Raw genomic sequence first — 18,236 nt, 5'->3', positions numbered from 1 at the left:
ACGGCCGGACCAACCTCCGTTCAATGGCCTGTTTCCTCCCGGTGACTACGCTTATTGGGTAACTCGATGACGGTAGAGGTCTCCGGGCTTCGGCAATCGCCAATCAGGGACGGGAGGTTGAAATGCCCAACAGGCGCCTGCATTTGATCCTCTGTTCCGAAGATGCCGGGCACGAGGCAAAGCGCGAAAGGCTCGACCGCAGCTTCCAGCCGACCGTGATCGATGGCGGCAAGCAAGCCGCGAGCGCGCCGGCCGACCATTCCTGGATCGATCTGCTCGACGTCTTCGATCTGGGCGTCGTGATCTGTCAGGCGAGCTACCTGGCCCTGCTGGGCGCGAGCCTGGCAGCACTGCACGCGCAAGCCGATCCAGGATCGTAGGCACGCCAGGAGTTAGCCCCGGCAGGCTGCCGGACCGGAGCGATGGCTGCTCACGCCAGGGTCGCGCAAGACGGGTCCGACAACAGCCTTCCGAGAGAGCCCGGAATCCAGTCCCCTCTAGCCCTGATGGATTCCGGGCTCAGTTTTTCGGACGCGTCTCGAATGACGGGCGACCAGGTCAACGACGTCGCGCCGCCATAAGGCCTCCGCCCCGGGCAGAATTGCAGCAATTTTTCCGAAAGATGCCCGGTTCGCCTTAGCCGGTTTTGAAGCACCTGATTATTGGATCTGTCCGGCAACGGCATCGCTCCCAAGAGCTGTGCGTTGGTTCGCGCACTCCGCAGATCAGGGGCCGGACATCATGAATCAGGCACAGCAGCAGAAGCCGTTTGCCGACGGCAGTGTTTCCGTCACCAAGGATGATGCCGAGGGCGCGCGCGGATTGCAGCGCGACTTGCAGGACCGCTTGCAGCCGGCGCATGACGAGCCGGTCAGCGAGGGCGTGCCGCAGCCCGACGCGCCCGCGGGCTCGGGCCGGATGGTCCGCCGCCTGCTCAAGATCGGGACTGGCCTTGCCATTGTCGCGGTCTTCGGCTGGCTGCCGCTGAAAGCCGTGTTGCAGACCTCGAGCGTCGAGGCCGTGGTCAACGCCAGGATCGTGACCTTGCGCTCGCCGATCGACGGCACCGTGAGCGCGAAGCCGCAGCAGAGCGCGACGCAGCTCAGTGTGGTCCACGAGGGCGACGCGATCCTCCATGTCGTCAACGCGCGCGGCGATCGGGTGCGGCTCGACGATCTCCGCCGGCAGATGTCCCGCCTCGAGAATGAGCGGCCGAGCCTGGCTGCCAAGCTTGCCGCCGCCGAGACGGCGCAACAGGACCTCGCCCGCCAGGCCGGCCAGTTCCGCGACGGCCGCATCCTCCAGCTCCAGGCCCGCATCGCCGAAATCCAGACCGCGATCGAGGCCGCGGCGGCGCGGCGGGAAGAGGCGACGGCGGCGGTCGAACGCGCCTCGTCGCTGATCAAATCGGGCAGCGTCTCGACGGTGGAAATGGCCCGGCTGACGCGCGAGCAGTCGATCGCCCAGCAGACCGAGATCGGCGCGCAGCGGCGGCTCGACGCCGCCAAGGTCGAGCTCACGGCGGCGAAGAACGGCACCTATCTCGGCGACAGCTACAATGACCGGCCGAGTTCCGTGCAACGCGAAGAGGAGATGCGCCAGCGCGTCAGCGATCTGCGCGCCGACCTGGCGCATTCCGATGCGGAGATCGACTGGCTGACCCACGAGATTGCCTCGGAGCAGCTGCATTACATCAACCGGGCCGAGGCCGACATCAAGGCGCCGGTCGCCGGACGCATCTGGGAGATGATGACGTCGCCCGGCGAAGATGTCAGGGCCGGGCAGCCTCTGCTCAAGCTGCTCGATTGCAGCGGCGCCGTCGTCACCGCCAACGTCACCGAAGGCGTCTACAACCGTCTCAAGCTCGGCGAGCAGGCGAGCTTCGAGCCGAACGACGGCAGTGCCGCGATCAAGGGCGAGATCGTCAACCTCACCGGCGCGTCGGGCGCGCCGGCGAACCTCGCGATCAATCCGGATGCGCTGAACAAGGAACCCTACCGGGTGACGGTCTCGATGCCGGAGATCGATACCACCGGCAAGGACTGCGCGGTCGGACGCACCGGGCGGGTGGTGTTCAACACGGACGCGGCAAAGCCATGATGGCGGCATTCGCGCCCGGGCTGGTCGCCTTCGGCGCCTGTCTTGCGCTCCTGCCTTTGCTCAACCGCGAGCAGACGCTGGCGCGCATCATGATGACCGGCATGTCGTTCATCCTGCTGCTGCATTATTTCATCTGGCGGGTGACCCAGACCTTGCCGCCGCCGGGTCTCACCGCGGACGCCGTGGTCGGCTATCCCTTCGTGGTGGCCGAGGCGGCCTCGATGCTCGCGGTGTGCCTGTCGCTGTTGTTCCTCAGCCGCACCATCGACCGTTCGCCCGAAGTCAACGCCATCCTGCGGCGATCCGGGGCGTCGGCCGACGCGCCGCTCGTCGATGTCTTCATCTGCACCTACAATGAGGAGAAGGCGATCCTGGAGCGCACCATCATCGGTGCGACCGGGTTGAACTATCCGAATTATCGCGTCTGGGTGCTCGACGACGGGCGCAGGCTGTGGCTGCGCCGACTCGCCCAGGAACTCGGCTGCGACTATCTGACCCGTCCGGACAACCGCCACGCCAAGGCCGGCAACATCAATCATGCGCTCCAGCATGTATCGGGGCTGGCCGAGCGGCCCGAGTTCATCTCGATCCTCGATGCGGATTTCGTCCCGATGCCGGATTTCCTGACCCGGGCGATCAGCCTGATGCAGGATGGCAGTGTCGGCGTCGTGCAGACGCCGCAGCACTTCATCAATCCGGATCCGATCCAGACCAATCTTGCCGCAACCGACGTGTGGCCCGACGAGCAGCGTTTCTTCTTCGACATTCTGATGCCGGCCAAGGATGCCTGGGGCACCGCGTTCTGCTGCGGCACGTCATCGCTGATCCGCTTCTCCGGCCTGATGCAGATCGGCGGCTTCCCGACCGATTCGGTGACGGAGGATTACCTCGTCACGCTGCGCCTGAAGGAGAAAGGCCTGCGCACGGTCTATCTCAACGAGCGCCTGACCATCGGCCTCGCGCCGGAGGGGTTGAAGGAATACATCACCCAGCGCGGGCGCTGGTGCCTCGGCTTCATGCAGATCTTCCGGGGGCGCAGCGGGCCGTTCTCGCGGCAATCGAAACTCGCATTCATGGACCGGCTGTCGTTGGTCGATGCCTTCATGAGCTGGGCGGCGGTCTATGGCACCAAGGTGTTCGGCCTGGTCGTGCCCTGGCTCTATTTGCTGTTCGGGATCAAGGCGGTCCACGCCGACCTGTTCGAGCTGTTGAAATACTTCATGCCGTTCTATGTCTGGCACGCCTTCACGATGGCCTGGATCTCGCGCGGCCGCTCGCTCGCGATCATGACCGACGTCTCGCAATACATCGCCGCACCCGCGGTGCTGAAGGCGGTGGTGACCGGACTTGCCAAGCCGCAGGGCCACAAATTCAAGGTGACGGCCAAGGGTGGCGACCGCAACCGCCGCTTCATCGAATGGCCGCTGCTGCGACTTTATGGCACTGCCTTGCTGATCACGCTGTTCGCGATCGCCTACGCCTTCATCCTGCATCTGCGCGGCGAGAACATCGCCTATGGCGGGCTGGCGCTGGGCTGGAGCCTGTATAATTGCGTGGTGCTCGCGATCGTCTGCTTCATCTGCATCGAGCAGCCACGGCGCAGGAAGGCCGAGCGGTTCGAGCGCGACGAGCCGATCCTGATTCAGGACGGCGCGGAATCGCGGCTGGTGCGGATGGCCGACATCTCGATCTCAGGCGCGCGCTTCATCGATCCCGCGCCGCCGGCCATCGGTGTCTCGATCAAGTGCAATGTCTACGGCCAGAGCGTCACCGCGCTGGTGGTCCGCCGCACAAGCGACGGTTTCGGCGTCCGCTTCGAGGAGGCGGTTGCGACGCGGATCAATGTGGTGCGCGCGTTCTATGCCGGCGAATATGTCCGCGCCTTCCGCAGCGTGCGCGCCGCACCGGTCGGCAAGGCGCTGCTGATGCGGTTGTTCGGTTAGGCCACCGCCCCAACCGCCGTCATTCCGGGGCGCGCGCAGCGCGAGCCCGGAATCCATTTCACCACGATAGCCGCGGCCCGATGGATTCCGGGCTCTCGCTTCGCGAGCCCCGGAATGACGACGACTGGAAAAAGTCCCTACGCCGCCGGCTTCGCGGCCTGGTCCTCGCTCGACAGCAGATGCAGCAGCGCGCTCTTGATCGCGGCCTGCCGCGTTGGGGCGGTGATCTGGGCGCCGAGCAGATCGGTGACATAGAACACGTCGCGGGCGCGTTCGCCGAAGGTCGCGACATGGGCGGAGGCGATGTTGAGGTTGAGCTTCGAGATCGCGGTGGTGAGCTGGTAGAGCAGGCCGGGCCGGTCGAGGCCGGAAACCTCGATCACGGTGTAGCGGTCGGACCACTGGTTGTTGATGGTCACCTCGGGCTCGACGATGAACGGCCGCGCCTTGCTGCGCACCGCGCGCTTGGCCACCGCCTCGGGCAGCCTGAGCTTGCCCTCCAGCACCTGCTCGATCATCTCGCCGATTCGGGTGGCGCGGCGGCCCTCATCCTCGTCGCGGTCGTATTCGCGCGAGATCGAGATGGTGTCGAGCGCGCGGCCGTCGGTCGTGGTGTAAATCTGCGCGTCGACGATGTTGGCGCCGGCCGAGGCACAGGCGCCCGCGATGATCGACAGCAGCCAGGGATGGTCGGTCGCCAGGATCGTCAGCTCGGTGACCGCGCGGACCTCGTCGAAGCCGACATTGATAGCAAGCTTGTGGCCGGCCTGTTCGCTTGATCGGATGAAGCGCGCCTGGCGAATCTTGCGTTGCAGCTCGACCTTGAGCCAGTAGGCCGGGTAGTGCCGGCCGATATAGGTGTTGAGCTCGGCCTCCGGCCATTCGGTAAAGGCGCGGCGGAATTCGGCCTGCGCCACCGCGATGCGCTGGGCGCGGTTCACCTCCGAGAAGCCGCCGGTCAAGACCGGCTCGGTCTCGTAATACAGCGTGCGCAGCAGCTGCGCCTTCCAGCCGTTCCAGACGCCGGGGCCGACGCCGCGGATATCGGCGGTGGTCAGGATCGTCAAGAGCTTCATCTGCTCGACCGACTGCACCACGGCGGCGAAATTCTCGATGGTCTTGCGGTCCGACAGATCGCGCGATTGCGCCACCGTCGACATCGTCAGATGCTCCTCGATCAGCCAGGCCACCAGCTCGGTGTCGGCAGCGGAGAAACCGAGCCGCGGGCACAGCCGCCGCGCCACCTTGGCGCCGGCGATCGAGTGATCCTCCGGCCGGCCCTTGGCGATGTCGTGCAGCAGGGTTGCGATATAGATCACCGGGCGGTGCTCGGGGCGGATCTTGCGGAACAGGTCGCTGGCGACCGTGAACTCCTCATTGCCGCCGCGCTCGATGTCCTGCAGAAAGCCGATGCAGCGGATCAGATGCTCGTCCACCGTATAGTGGTGGTACATGTTGAACTGCATCATCGACACGATCTTGCCGAACGCGCGGATGAAATGGCCGAGCACGCCGGTCTCGTTCATCCGCCGCAACACGGTCTCGGCATCGTTGGAGGTCAGGATCTCCATGAACAGCCGGTTGGCCTCGTCGTTCTCGCGCAGCTGGGTATTGATCAGCTTCAGCGAGCGCGTCACAGTGCGCATCGCGTCGGGATGGAAGGCGAGGTTGTTCTGCTGCGCGAGGCGGAAGATCCGGATCAGGTTGACCGGATCGTGCTTGAACACGTCGGGCGCCGCGAGGTTGATGCGGTTGTTGTCGACGATGAAGTCGTCGCTGCCGTTGACCCGCCGCCGCTTGGTGCCGGGCCGCAGCCGCGCCACCATCCGGCTCAGCACCGGCGCCGGCTTGTTGTGCTCCTCCTCGAGCCTGGCGCACAGGATCGCGGTCAGATCGCCGACGTCTTTCGCGATCAGGAAGTAGTGCTTCATGAAGCGCTCGACGTCCTGCATGCCGGGATGCGAGGTGTAGCCGAGGCGCACCGCGATCTCGCGCTGCATGTCGAACGACAGCCGCTCCTCTGGCCGTCCGGCGAAGAAATGCAGGTTGCAGCGCACCGACCACAGGAAGTCGGCGCAGCGGCGGAAGGTGCGGTATTCCTGCGCGTCGAACACGCCGCGCTCCAAGAGCTCGTCGGTCTCGCGCACGCGGTAGACGTATTTGGCGATCCAGAACAGCGTGTGCAGGTCGCGCAGGCCGCCCTTGCCGTCCTTGACGTTGGGCTCGACCAGATAGCGCGACTGGCCGGCGCGGCGATGCCGCTCCTCGCGTTCGGCGAGTTTTGCGGTGACGAATTCCGCCGCGGTGCCGTGCACCACTTCCTTGTCGAAGCGCTCGACCAGTTCGTCATAGAGCGGCTGGTCGCCGGTCAGGAAGCGGGTTTCCAGGATCGCGGTGCGGATCGTCATGTCGCCGCGCGCCTGGCGGATCGATTCATCGACCGAGCGGGTGGCGTGGCCGACCTTCAGCCCCATGTCCCACAGGCAATAAAGGATGGCTTCGGCGACCTGCTCGCCCCAGGCGGTCTGCTTGTAGGGCAGGATGAACAAGAGATCGATGTCGGATTCCGGCGCCATCAGCCCGCGGCCATAGCCGCCGGTCGCGACCACGGCCATGCGTTCTGCGCCCGAGGGGATCGGCGAGTGGTAGAGATGCCGGGTCGCCGCCGCGTAAAGGATGCGGATGATCTCGTCCTGCACGAAGCAGAGCCGTTCGGCGCAGCGCCGGCCGTGACGGTCTTTCAGCAGCAGCGCCTGCGCCTTGGCGCGCGCCGCGATCAGTTCGGCCTTGAGCAGCTGCGCCATCGCGGCGCGGAACTGGTCCTCGCGGCCGGCATGCTGCTCGGCCAGTGCATTGACCGAAGCGGTGATCCGCGCGGTCTCGAAACGATCATCCGCTTCAGGGCGGGCTTCGGCTACGACACTGTCCATACGTTCATCCGATATCGGACGGAGCTGTTGCTGTCACGGACCAAAGTATAATGACAGCAGCTCCATGCTCTCGTGGCGCCGCTACGAGCAAGTTCGTTCTCGCGCCATCGCGTAAAGGGTAGAGATTTTCTCGTTGACCGCAAGGATAACTCATTGAAATAAAAGATTGTTTCTTAGTCCGATCGAAGGGATCGACGAATGCACAAAATTTCCCGGCGCGGCTTCGCTGCGCTGCTCGCGGTCTCGACCTTGTTGCCCGGCGCGGCATTCTCCGCCGACGCGCTGAAGGAGATTCGGATCGACTGGGCGACCTACAATCCGGTGTCGATGGTCCTGAAGCAGAAGGGCCTGCTGGAGAAGGAGTTCGCCAAGGACGGCATCAGCATCGTCTGGGTGCAGTCGGCCGGCTCCAACAAGGCGCTTGAATTCCTCAACGCCGGTTCGATCGATCTCGGCTCGACCGCGGGCTCGGCCGCCTTGGTGGCCCGGATCAACGGCAATCCGATCAAGTCGATCTATGTCTATTCGCGCCCGGAATGGACCGCGCTGGTCACCACCAAGGACTCCAAGATCGCCTCCGTCGCCGACCTCAAGGGCAAGCGCGTCGCGGTGACGCGCGGCACCGATCCGCACATCTTCCTGGTCCGCGCGCTGCTCGGCGCCGGTCTGGCCGAAAAGGACATCACGCCGGTGCTGTTGCAGCACGCCGACGGAAAGACCGCGCTGATTCGCGGCGATGTCGACGCCTGGGCCGGCCTTGACCCGATGATGGCGCAGGCCGAGGTCGAGGACGGTGCCAAGCTGTTCTACCGCAAGCCCGACGCCAACACCTGGGGCATCCTCAATGTCCGCGAGGAGTTTTTGAAAGCGCATCCGGATATCGTTCGTCGCGTGCTCGCGACGTATGAGGAGGCGCGGAAATACTCGCTGGCGAACTATGACGAGCTGAAGAAGACCTTCATCGCGGTGACGAAACTGCCGGACGCCGTGGTCGACAAGCAGCTCAAGGAGCGCACCGAGCTGACCCATAGCCGGATCGGCGCGCCGCAACGGGAATCGATCCTCGCCGCCGGCCTCGCCTTGCAGCAGGCGGGCGTGATCGATGCCAAGACCGACGTGAAGGCCGCGCTGGATGCGCTGATCGACGACCAGATCCCGCTGCCGACGAATTAACTGCCGCTGCACCCTCTCCCCTTGTGGGAGAGGGTGGCTTCGCGAAGCGAAGCCGGGTGAGGGGTCTGTCTCCGCGGATAGAGACCCCTCATCCGTCGCGGACTGCGTCCGCGCCACCTTCTCCCACAAGGGGAGAAGGGAAGAGGGCCGCGGTCCATTCCGCGCCCACCTTGCAATCCCCCGCGAAGAGTCGTTCTTGCTATGGCCATGACCGTTGACCTGCCCGCGCTGGAACAGACGGCCGCGCCGCGTGCGGCGTCGGCGCGATGGTCGCGTGTTGCGCGCCCCGTGCTCGGACTCGCGGTGCCGGTCGTGCTCGCGCTCGGCTGGGAACTCGTCGTTGCGCTCGGCTATTCCAACGGCCGCCTGGTGCCGCCGCCGTCCAAGGTGTTCGAGACCATTATCGCGCTCGCCAAAAGCGGCGAGCTGACGCGGCATATCCTGGCAACGCTATGGCGGGTCGGCGCGGGCTTCGCGCTCGGCGTCATCGCCGGCACCATCATGGGCGCAATCTCCGGCTACTGGGCTTTCGCCCGCCGGCTGCTTGATCCGACGGTGCAGGCGCTTCGTGCGATCCCCTCGATCGCCTGGGTGCCGTTGTTCATCCTGTGGCTCGGCATCTTCGAGACCTCGAAGGTCGCGCTGATCGCGGTCGGTGTGTTCTTTCCGGTCTATCTCGGCGTGATGGGCGCCATTCTCTCGGTCGATCGCAAGGTGGTCGAGGTCGGCCGCGTGTTCCGCCTGTCCGGTTTTGCGATGATCCGCCGCATCCTGCTGCCCGCGGTGCTGCCGGCCTATGTGGTGTCGCTGCGGGTCGGGCTTGGGCTGGGCTGGATGTTCGTGGTCGCGGCCGAGTTCATGGGCGCCTCCGAAGGGCTCGGCTATCTCCTGATCGACGGCCAGCAGCTCGGCAAGCCGGCGCAGATCCTCGCTGCGATCGTGATCTTCGCGATCCTCGGCAAGCTCACCGACTGGCGGATCGAAATCGCTGCCGCGCCGCTGCTGCGCTGGCAGGATGCGTTCGGCGCGCGGGGAGGGGCCTGATGCTGGCGCTGAAAGAGGTCGGCAAGACCTATCCGAACGGCGTCCACGCGCTGGAGCGCTTCTCGGCCGAGATTGCGCCCGGCGAGATCATCGCGATCATCGGCGGCTCCGGTTGCGGCAAGTCGACGCTGCTGCGCGCCATCGCGGGCCTCGATCGCGCCAGCACCGGCAGCGTGACGCTCGACAATGCCGTCATCACCTCGCCGCACGCCAAGATCGGCATCATCTTCCAGGAACCGCGGCTGCTGCCCTGGCTCAGCGTCGCCGACAATATCGGCTTCGGCCTCGCCGACCTCCCCGCCGAAATCAGGCGCGAGCGGGTCGCATCCGCGCTGGCCCGCGTCGGCCTTGCCGACAAGGCGTCGGCCTGGCCGCGTGAGCTCTCCGGCGGGCAGGCGCAGCGGGTGGCGATCGCCCGCGCTTTGGTGCCGCAGCCCGAAGTGCTGCTGCTCGACGAGCCGTTCTCGGCGCTCGATGCCTTCACCCGGCGCGATCTGCAGGATCACCTGCTCGATCTCTGGGCCGACACGCGGCCGACCCTGATCCTGGTCACCCATGACGTCGACGAGGCCGTGGTGCTCGCCGATCGCGTCTTGGTGATGCGGCCGCGGCCGGGCCGGCTGTTCGAGCAGATCACCGTCAATCTGGCGCGGCCGCGCGACCGCAAATCGGAGCTGTTCGACAGCTTCAAGCGCCGGGTGCTGACCGCGCTCGACCGCTCGCTGGACCGTTCGGTGCGTGACGTCACCGACAAATCCAGCGCCGGCGAGGCGATGTGGTGGTGACATCGGCGCTCCAAGGCCTTACATCCAAAGGCTAAGAAGAACAGCTGGGAGCAGACCCATGGACTCCGCCGAACTCCGCGCAATGCAGGCTCCGATCAAGGAGCGCTACAAGACCGACCCCCAGGCCGCCGTGATCACGCTCAAGGCCAAGGGCTCGATCGACAATGAGAGCATCTCCTGTAAGGTCGAGACCGGCCGCGCGCTCGCGGTCGCCGGCCTGCATCCCGCCACCGGCGGCTCCGGGCTCGAGCTCTGCTCCGGCGACATGCTGCTGGAAGCGCTGGTCGCCTGCGCCGGCGTCACGCTGAAATCGGTCGCGACCGCCGTCGAGGTACCGCTGAAGGTCGGCAATGTCTTTGCCGAAGGCGATCTCGATTTCCGCGGCACGCTCGGGGTCGACAAGGAGGCCCCGGTCGGCTTCCGCGAGATCCGCCTGCGCTTCGACGTCGGCACCGACGCGCCGCAGGACAAGCTCGATCTCTTGCTGAAACTCACCGAGCGTTACTGCGTGGTCTATCAGACCATCAAGAACGGCCCGAAGGTATCGGTGTCGATGGTGAGGGTGTAGCGGCTTTCACCGGCGTCGTCTCGGCGAAAGCCGGGACCCACACGCCGTGTCCTATCGTTGAAATTCTGCTGTTCGACGGCTTTCGTTCCCCACTAGCGGTCGTGGTTATGGGTTCCGGGTCGCGCTTCGCTTGCCCGGGACGACGGAAAAATGTCCCCCGAACTCCACTTCATCCTGCTCCTCGTGCTGCGCATGGTGGTTGCGGCCGCGTTCGTGGTCAGCGCGTCCATCATCACGGAGCGGTCGGGGCCGGTGATCGGCGCGCTGATCGCAACCTTGCCGATCTCAGCGGGACCGTCCTACACCTTCCTCGCGCTCGACCATGACGCCGCCTTCATTGCCGAGGGCGCTCTGTCGAGCCTGCCGGTCAACGCAGCGACGATCTTCATGGGCCTCACCTATGCGGTACTGGCGCAGCGCTTCAGCATGTGGATCAGCGCGGGCGCAGCAATCGCGTTGTGGCTCGTGCTCGGCACCATCATCCGCCAGTTCGCCTGGACACTGGCCGGCGGGCTGATCCTCAATGCCATCGCCTTTGCGATCTGCATTCCGCTGCTCAAGCCGTATCGGCATGTCGCGAAAATGCCGCTGATCGCGCGGCGCTGGTACGACATTCCCTTGCGCGCCGCGCTGGTCGCGAGCCTGGTCGGCACCGTGGTCACCGCATCGACCTGGGTCGGTCCGCGCGTCACCGGCGTGATCGCGCTGTTTCCGATCGTGTTCTCCTCGATGATGCTGATCCTGCATCCGCGCATCGGCGGCCCCGCCACCGCCGCCGTGCTCGCCAACAGCGCTTGGGGCCTGCTCGGCTTCGGCCTCGGCATCGCGGTGCTGCACGTCGCGGTCGCGCAATTCGGCTCGCCGATTGGGCTCAGCTGCGCGCTCGCCACCTGCGTCGTGTGGAATCTGGTGCTGTGGCAGCTTGGGCGGAGGAAGCTGCTGGCGCACAAAGCCTGACGTCCGTCATTGCGAGGAGCGTAGCGACGAAGCAATCCATGGTTCCGCGTCCGTGGAGCGATGGATTGCTTCGCTTCGCTCGCAATGACAGTGGAGAGTTTTGTAGCCCGGATGGAGCGCAGCGCAATCCGGGGCGGTCGTGCAAATAGCGACAGCGTTCCCGGATTTCGCTTCGCTGCATCCGGGCTACAGATCTACTGCTTCGGCAGTTTCGCCCGCAGCGCGTAGAGCGCATCCAGCGCCTCGCGCGGCGACATCTCGTCGGGGTGCAGAGCCTTTACTGCTTCCACCAGCAAATCGGCCTCGCTCGGCGGCTTGTCCTCGGCGGCGGCGCGGGAGGGGACGGCGAACAGTGGCAGGTCATCGGCGAGGGCGCGCGCGGTCTGGCCGCGGTCCTGGGCTTCGAGCTTCGCCAGCACCGATTTGGCGCGGGTGATCACCGCGGGCGGCAGGCCGGCAAGCTTGGCGACCTGGATGCCGTAGGAACGGTCGGCGGAGCCCGGCAGCACCTCGTGCAGAAACACGACGTCGCCCTGCCACTCCTTGACCCGCACCGTGGCGTTGAACATCCGCGGCAGCTTCGCCGAGAGCGCGGTCAGTTCATGATAGTGGGTGGCAAACAGCGTGCGGCAGCGGTTGCTCTCGTGCAGATGCTCGATCGCGGCCCAGGCGATCGACAGGCCGTCGAAGGTCGCGGTGCCGCGGCCGATCTCGTCGAGGATGACCAGCGACCGCTCGCTCGCTTGATTCAGGATCACGGCGGTCTCGACCATCTCGACCATGAAGGTCGAGCGTCCCCGCGCCAGGTCGTCGGCGGCGCCGACGCGCGAGAACAGCCGGTCGACGATGCCGAGCCGCGCCCGCGACGCCGGGACGTAAGAGCCGATCTGCGCCAAAAGCGCGATCAGCGCGTTCTGGCGCAGGAAGGTCGATTTACCGGCCATGTTCGGACCGGTGATCAGCCAGAGCTGGCCGGATTTCTGGCCCGGCGCCGGCGACAGGTCGCAGGCATTGGCGATGAACGGCTGGCCGTCGCGCTTCAGCGCCTGCTCGACCACTGGATGCCGTCCGCCCTCGATCGCGAAGCCGAGCGAGCCATCGACATCGGGCCGCACATAATTGTCGTCGATCGCAAGCTTCGCCAGCGAGGTCGCGACGTCGAGCATCGCAAAGGCATGCGCGGCGTTACGCAGATCATCGCTGGCGGCCAGCGCCATCGCGCTCAAGCGTTCGAAGATCTCGAGCTCGAGATTGAGCGCGCGCTCGCCGGCATTGGCGATCTTGGCCTCGGTCTCGCCGAGCTCTGCCGTCGTGAAGCGGACCTGTCCGGCCAGCGTCTGGCGGTGGATGAAGGTTGCGTTCAGCGGCGGCGCGAACAGCTTGTCGCCGTGCTGCGCGGTGACCTCGACGAAGTAGCCGAGCACGTTGTTGTGCCGGATCTTCAGCGTCTTGATGCCCGTGTCCTCGGCATAGCGCGCCTGCATCGCAGCGACGACGAGACGCGAGGCGTCGCGCAGATTGCGGCTCTCGTCGAGCGCGGCCTCATAGCCTTCGCGAACGAAGCCGCCGTCACGCTTGATCAGCGGCAATTGCTCGGACAGCGCGCGGGAGAATTCCCGCGCCAGATCGCGCGACGGGCGCTGCAAGGCCGCCATCACGGCCGATACCTCGGCCGGCGGATCGGAGAGCTGCGCCAGCAGCTCCAGCGCTTGGTCGGCAGCCAGGATGCCGTCGCGCAGGCTCGCGAGGTCACGCGGTCCGCCGCGGCCGACCGAGAGCCGCGCCAGCGCGCGCGACATGTCGGGTGCGGCGCGCAGCACGGTCCTGACGTCCTCGCGCGCGGCGGAATCCGCGACGAATGCGGAGACCGCATCTAGCCGTCGCGCGATCACGGCAACGTCTGTGAGCGGTGCGGCAAGCCGTTGCGCCAACAGCCGCGAGCCGGCCGCAGTGACGGTGCAGTCGATCGCATCGAGCAGCGAGCCGCGGCGCTCGCCGGCGAGCGTGCGCGTCAGTTCGAGATTGGCGCGGGTCGCCGGATCGATCGCCATCGTGGTGCCGGCCGCTTCGCGCGCCGGCGGCGACAGCGGCGGACGCTTCCCCACTTGGGTGCGGTCGATATAGGTGACGGCGGCGGCCGCGGCGGTCGCCTCCAGCCGCGACATCGCCGACAGGCCGTCCATGGTCGCGACCGCGAAATAGTCGCACAGCCGCCGCTCGGCGGTGGCGCTGTCGAACACGTCGCGGGTCAGCGGCGTCACCGACGGCAGCTCGCGCAGGGTCGGCGCCAGCTCATTGTCGCTATACAGCGCGTCGGTGACGATCGCCTCGTTCGGATTGATCCGCGCCAGCGTCGCCGCAAGCTCCGATGTCGCGCACTCCGTCACCATGAATTCGGAGGTCGAGATGTCGATCCAGGCAAGCCCGAGCCGGTCCGCGCCGGCCGAGCCGCGGGCGCGCGCGATCGCGATCAGATAATTGTTGGTGCGGGCGTCGAGCAGCGTGTCTTCGGTCAGGGTGCCCGGCGTCACCAGCCGCACCACGCCGCGGCGGACCACGCTCTTGTTGCCGCGGGCCTTGGCCTCGGCGGGATTTTCGGTCTGCTCGCACACCGCGACGCGATGGCCGGCGCCGATCAGCCGATGCAGGTAATCCTCGGAGCGTTCGACCGGCACACCGCACATCGGGATGTCCATGCCCTGATGCTTGCCGCGCTTGGTCAAGACGATGCCGAGCGTCTTCGAGGCGATCTCGGCATCCTCGAAGAACAGCTCGTAGAAATCGCCCATCCGGTAGAACAGCAGCAGGCCGGGGTGGGCGGCCTTGATCTCGAGATACTGCTCCATCATCGGCGTGACGCGCGACGGCGCCTCGGCGGCAGGAGCGGCCTCGGGCGGAACAGGGATGGGCTGTTGGATGGTCATCAGAGCGTTTTCGAGAGAAGTGGGCACCGGTTCGCGTGAAGAAAACGCGTCCAAACAAGAATCTGGAGCCCTAGGCTCCAGACGGCGGAAACTACAGAATTTCGCTGCGTGGTCCTATCCGTGACAAGGGGGTTTTCCACCCTCTCCACGGCCCGAGATATGACAAGGCATCACGGCAATGCGCTGATGCCACGCGGCGGCGTCAATTGACCTGCCGCGGGCACGCTCCTAAAACTGCCCTCAAGTTCCAGCCGATCCAGCGCCTAAGTCGCGGCATTCAGGGAGAGATTCAATGCGTGATGTGTTCATTTGCGATGCCGTCCGGACCCCGATCGGCCGTTTCGGCGGTTCGCTTGCCAAGGTGCGCGCCGACGATCTCGCCGCCGCCCCGATCAAGGCGCTGATGGCCAAGCACCCGACGATCAATTGGAACGAGGTCGACGAGGTCTATTTCGGTTGCGCCAACCAGGCCGGCGAGGACAACCGCAACGTCGCGCGCATGGCGCTGCTGCTGGCCGGCATGCCGGAGTCGGTTCCCGGCCAGACCCTGAACCGGCTCTGCGCGTCGGGCCTCGATGCGGTTGGCGCCGCAGGCCGCGCCATTCGCGCCGGCGAGATCGACTTCGCGATCGCAGGCGGCGTCGAATCGATGACGCGCGCGCCGTTCGTGATGGGCAAGGCGGCGGAAGCCTTCTCGCGCTCGTCGGAGATCTACGACACCACGATCGGCTGGCGCTTCATCAATCCGCTGATGAAGGCGCAGTATGGCGTCGATGCGATGCCGGAGACCGGCGAGAATGTCGCCGAGGAATTCCAGGTCTCGCGCGCCGATCAGGATGCGATGGCGATCCGCTCGCAGCAGCGCGCGGGTGCTGCGATCGCGTCGGGCTATTTCGCCGAGGAGATCATCCCGATCCAGGTGCCCGGCGGCAAGGCCGGCCCCATCACCGTCGACAAGGACGAGCATCCGCGTCCTGAAACCACGCTCGAAGGACTGGCAAAACTGAAGCCGATCGTGCGCAACCCGGGCACGGTGACCGCGGGCAACGCGTCGGGTGTTAATGACGGCGCCGCCGCGATGATCCTCGCGTCCGAAGCCGCGGTGAAGAAGCACGGCCTGACCCCGCGCGCAAAGATCCTCGGCCTCGCCTCGGCCGCGGTGCCGCCGCGCATCATGGGCATCGGGCCGGTGCCGGCGACCAGGAAGCTGGTCGAGCGTCTCGGCATCAAGGTGTCGGACTTCGACCTGATCGAGCTCAACGAGGCCTTCGCCTCGCAGGGCATCGCCTGCCTGCGCCAGCTCGGCGTCAAGGAAGATGCCGATTTCGTCAATCCGCATGGCGGCGCGATCGCGGTCGGCCATCCGCTCGGCATGAGCGGCGCGCGGCTGGTGCTGACCGCCGTGCACGGCATGGAGAAGCGGGGCGGGAAGCTTGCCTTGGCAACTATGTGCGTCGGAGTCGGCCAGGGCGTTGCGGTCGCGATCGAAAAACTGAATTGATCCAATGGCTTGGATGGGTTGAAAACAGCCCTTCCCCAATTTGGTTATGCATTATAATGATCTGATGTGAGCCCGCCGGGCGCGTGGGCCGCGGAGGAATTCGCCATGACCTTGTTGTACCCGCTGCAATCGCTCGCAGCCCATCCGGCGCGGCTGTCGCCGGATTATCGCTCGACCGTGAAGCGTTCGCCCTCGAGGCCACTGATCCCGATGCGGCACACGCTCTCGGAGCTGACCGGTCCGGTCTATGGCCATGAGACCGTGCGCGCGCACGACAACGATCTCACCATCCAGGCCAGGGGCGAGCCGCTCGGCGAGCGCATCATCGTGCATGGTCATGTGCTCGACGAGGACGGCCGCGGCGTGCCGAACACGCTGGTCGAGCTGTGGCAGGCCAATGCCTGCGGCCGCTACATCCATGTCGTCGACCAGCATCCGGCGCCGCTCGATCCGAACTTCACCGGCGCCGGCCGCACGCAATCCGATGCATCCGGCTATTACAAGTTCATCACCATCAAGCCCGGCGCCTACCCCTGGGGCAATCACCACAATGCGTGGCGGCCCGCGCATATCCACTTCTCTGTGTTCGGCCATTCCTTCATTTCGCGTCTCGTGACCCAAATGTATTTCCCCGGCGATCCCTTGTTCCCGTTCGATCCGATCTTCAACTCGGTGACCGACGCAAAGGCGCGGGCGCGGATGATCTCGTCGTTCGACCTCGACAACACCAAGCCGGAATGGGCGCTGTGCTACCGTTTCGATATCGTGCTGCGCGGGCGCAACGCCACGCCGATGGAGACCAAGTAAGTGTCGAACCCGCGTCCTGATGGAATCACGCCCTCGCAGACCGTCGGCCCCTATTTCAAATACGGTCTGACGCCGAACGGCGAATATGAATGGAACGACGCCTTCACCAACAACCTCCTGACGCCGGACGTCTCAGGCGAACGCATCCGCGTCGAGGGCAAGGTCTATGACGGCGACGGCGCCGTGATCCCGGACTGCATGCTGGAGATCTGGCAGGCAGACAGCCAAGGCCGCTTTTCCGATCCGCAGGATGCGCGGGCATTGCCGAACTCAAGCTTCAAGGGTTTCGGCCGCGTCGGCACCGACAAGAGCGGCGCTTACGCGTTCGAGACCATCAAGCCCGGTGTGGTGCCGGATGCCGACGGCAAGCCGCAGGCCCCGCACATCCTGCTCGCGGTGTTCGCACGCGGCATGCTGCTGCATCTCTACACGCGGATCTATTTCGACGACGAAGCCGGCAACGCCACCGATTCCGTGCTGGCCCTGGTGCCGGCCGACCGCCGCGCGACGCTGATTGCGAAGAAGGCGGGTGCGGGGAACGTCTACACCTTCGACGTCCATCTGCAGGGCGACAACGAGACGGTGTTCTTCGACGTCTAGCTCGGCCGGCGGTCTGCCGCTGCCGTCGTTAGAGCGTCAGTGTGAGGGACAATGCGCGACCGTTTCCTGACCGGTCTGATTGGGTATCCGATCGCGCATTCGGCGGCGCCCGCGATGCACGAGCAGGCCGCCGCCGCGCTCGGTGTCCGCTGTCACTACCAGCTCGTCGAGGTGAAGGGCGCCGGCCGCGAAGAGCTGCGCGCGATGCTCGGGGGCGTCAGGCGGCTCGGCTTTGCCGGCGTCAACGTCACCTTTCCCTACAAGGAGGCGGTGGTCGACCTGCTCGACGATCTCGCACCAGGCGTACGCGCGATCGGCGCCGTCAACACCATCGTCGTCAGTGGCACGGGTCTCGTCGGGTACAACACCGACGCGACGGGCTTTACGCGTGCGGTCGAACCGCTGCTTGCGTCAGTGCCGCCCGGGCCGATCGCACTGATCGGGGCCGGCGGCGTCGGCAAGGCGATCGCGTTTGCGCTCGCCGACCGCGGTATTGCCGAGCTCCGTATCTTCGATGCCGATGCGGCAAAGGCCGCGCAACTTGCGGCCCAATTACAGGATTGCCATGCGGTGCACGCCGCGAGCGTCGAGGCAGCGGTCGATGGCGCGACCGGTCTCGTCAACGCGACGCCGGTCGGCATGCTGCCGAACCGCGACACGCCGGTGCCGGATGCGCTGCTGCATCCGTCGATGTGGGTCGCCGATGCCGTCTACACGCCGCTCTGGACGCCGCTGCTGTTGGCGGCCAAGGCCAAGGGCGCCAACGTCCTGACCGGGCGCGGTCTGGGGGTCTATGCCGCGGCGGACGCGTTCGAATTGTTCACGACAATGATGCCTTCGACAGAAGTCATGGGAAATGCGTTCGACGCCGTGATGGCCGCGCGCTACGCTGCGCCGGCCTGAA

At 66.0% G+C, this 18,236-nt stretch carries 14 protein-coding genes; 12 read left to right on the top strand and 2 right to left on the bottom strand.

What is annotated here, in order from left to right:
* Nucleotides 1–122 precede the first annotated feature (122 nt).
* The 3 genes from ACVINW_RS09510 to ACVINW_RS09500 all read left to right on the top strand — a co-directional run bounded on the left by ACVINW_RS09510 (nt 123) and on the right by ACVINW_RS09500 (nt 4,043).
* Nucleotides 123–380: a hypothetical protein gene (locus tag ACVINW_RS09510; RefSeq protein ID WP_456751050.1), complete on the top strand. Its 258-nt coding sequence runs from the start codon at nt 123–125 to the stop codon at nt 378–380.
* A gap of 361 nt (nt 381–741) precedes the next feature.
* Complete coding sequence (locus ACVINW_RS09505) at nt 742–2,100, top strand: HlyD family secretion protein (protein ID WP_456751049.1); 1,359 nt, start codon at nt 742–744, stop codon at nt 2,098–2,100.
* A complete protein-coding gene (locus tag ACVINW_RS09500; protein ID WP_456751048.1) occupies nt 2,097–4,043 on the top strand; it encodes a glycosyltransferase in 1,947 nt (648 codons plus the stop codon). The genes ACVINW_RS09505 and ACVINW_RS09500 overlap by 4 nt, the downstream gene beginning before the upstream one ends.
* Nucleotides 4,044–4,180: 137 nt before the next feature.
* Here the strand turns inward: ACVINW_RS09500 and ACVINW_RS09495 are convergent, their stop codons facing one another.
* Nucleotides 4,181–6,973, bottom strand: coding sequence for a [protein-PII] uridylyltransferase (locus tag ACVINW_RS09495; protein WP_456751047.1), 2,793 nt, complete (start codon nt 6,971–6,973; stop codon nt 4,181–4,183).
* A 198-nt stretch (nt 6,974–7,171) separates the two neighbouring features.
* Here ACVINW_RS09495 and ACVINW_RS09490 point away from each other — a divergent pair, with 198 nt between their 5' ends.
* From ACVINW_RS09490 to ACVINW_RS09470, 5 genes are all read left to right on the top strand, one after another.
* Nucleotides 7,172–8,146 carry an aliphatic sulfonate ABC transporter substrate-binding protein gene (locus ACVINW_RS09490; protein WP_456751046.1) on the top strand — a complete coding sequence of 325 codons (975 nt, stop codon included), beginning with the start codon at nt 7,172–7,174 and terminating at the stop codon, nt 8,144–8,146.
* 207 nt (nt 8,147–8,353) lie between these two features.
* Nucleotides 8,354–9,190 carry an ABC transporter permease gene (locus tag ACVINW_RS09485; RefSeq protein WP_456756352.1) on the top strand — a complete coding sequence of 279 codons (837 nt, stop codon included), beginning with the start codon at nt 8,354–8,356 and terminating at the stop codon, nt 9,188–9,190.
* Nucleotides 9,190–9,975 (top strand): ABC transporter ATP-binding protein, encoded by a 786-nt coding sequence (locus tag ACVINW_RS09480; protein ID WP_456751045.1) that lies wholly within the window; start codon nt 9,190–9,192, stop codon nt 9,973–9,975. Before ACVINW_RS09485 ends, ACVINW_RS09480 begins: the two co-directional genes overlap by 1 nt.
* A gap of 58 nt (nt 9,976–10,033) precedes the next feature.
* Complete coding sequence (locus ACVINW_RS09475) at nt 10,034–10,543, top strand: OsmC family protein (RefSeq protein ID WP_456751044.1); 510 nt, start codon at nt 10,034–10,036, stop codon at nt 10,541–10,543.
* A 150-nt stretch (nt 10,544–10,693) separates the two neighbouring features.
* Nucleotides 10,694–11,500, top strand: coding sequence for a hypothetical protein (locus ACVINW_RS09470; protein ID WP_456751043.1), 807 nt, complete (start codon nt 10,694–10,696; stop codon nt 11,498–11,500).
* Between the two features lie 194 nt (nt 11,501–11,694).
* Here ACVINW_RS09470 and mutS read toward each other — a convergent pair whose 3' ends face one another.
* Nucleotides 11,695–14,424 (bottom strand): DNA mismatch repair protein MutS, encoded by a 2,730-nt coding sequence (gene mutS, locus ACVINW_RS09465; RefSeq protein WP_456751042.1) that lies wholly within the window; start codon nt 14,422–14,424, stop codon nt 11,695–11,697.
* A 292-nt stretch (nt 14,425–14,716) separates the two neighbouring features.
* Here mutS and pcaF point away from each other — a divergent pair, with 292 nt between their 5' ends.
* From pcaF to ACVINW_RS09445, 4 genes are all read left to right on the top strand, one after another.
* Complete coding sequence (gene pcaF / locus ACVINW_RS09460) at nt 14,717–15,925, top strand: 3-oxoadipyl-CoA thiolase (RefSeq protein WP_456751041.1); 1,209 nt, start codon at nt 14,717–14,719, stop codon at nt 15,923–15,925.
* 105 nt (nt 15,926–16,030) lie between these two features.
* A complete protein-coding gene (gene pcaH, locus ACVINW_RS09455) occupies nt 16,031–16,732 on the top strand; it encodes a protocatechuate 3,4-dioxygenase subunit beta (RefSeq protein WP_456751040.1) in 702 nt (233 codons plus the stop codon).
* A complete protein-coding gene (pcaG, locus tag ACVINW_RS09450; protein ID WP_456751039.1) occupies nt 16,733–17,332 on the top strand; it encodes a protocatechuate 3,4-dioxygenase subunit alpha in 600 nt (199 codons plus the stop codon).
* Between the two features lie 51 nt (nt 17,333–17,383).
* Complete coding sequence (locus ACVINW_RS09445; protein ID WP_456751038.1) at nt 17,384–18,235, top strand: shikimate dehydrogenase; 852 nt, start codon at nt 17,384–17,386, stop codon at nt 18,233–18,235.
* Nucleotide 18,236: the final 1 nt, after the last annotated feature.

The sequence above is a fragment of the Bradyrhizobium sp. USDA 4461 genome (genome assembly GCF_054055655.1).
This window is presented reverse-complemented; position numbering and strand designations above follow the sequence as displayed.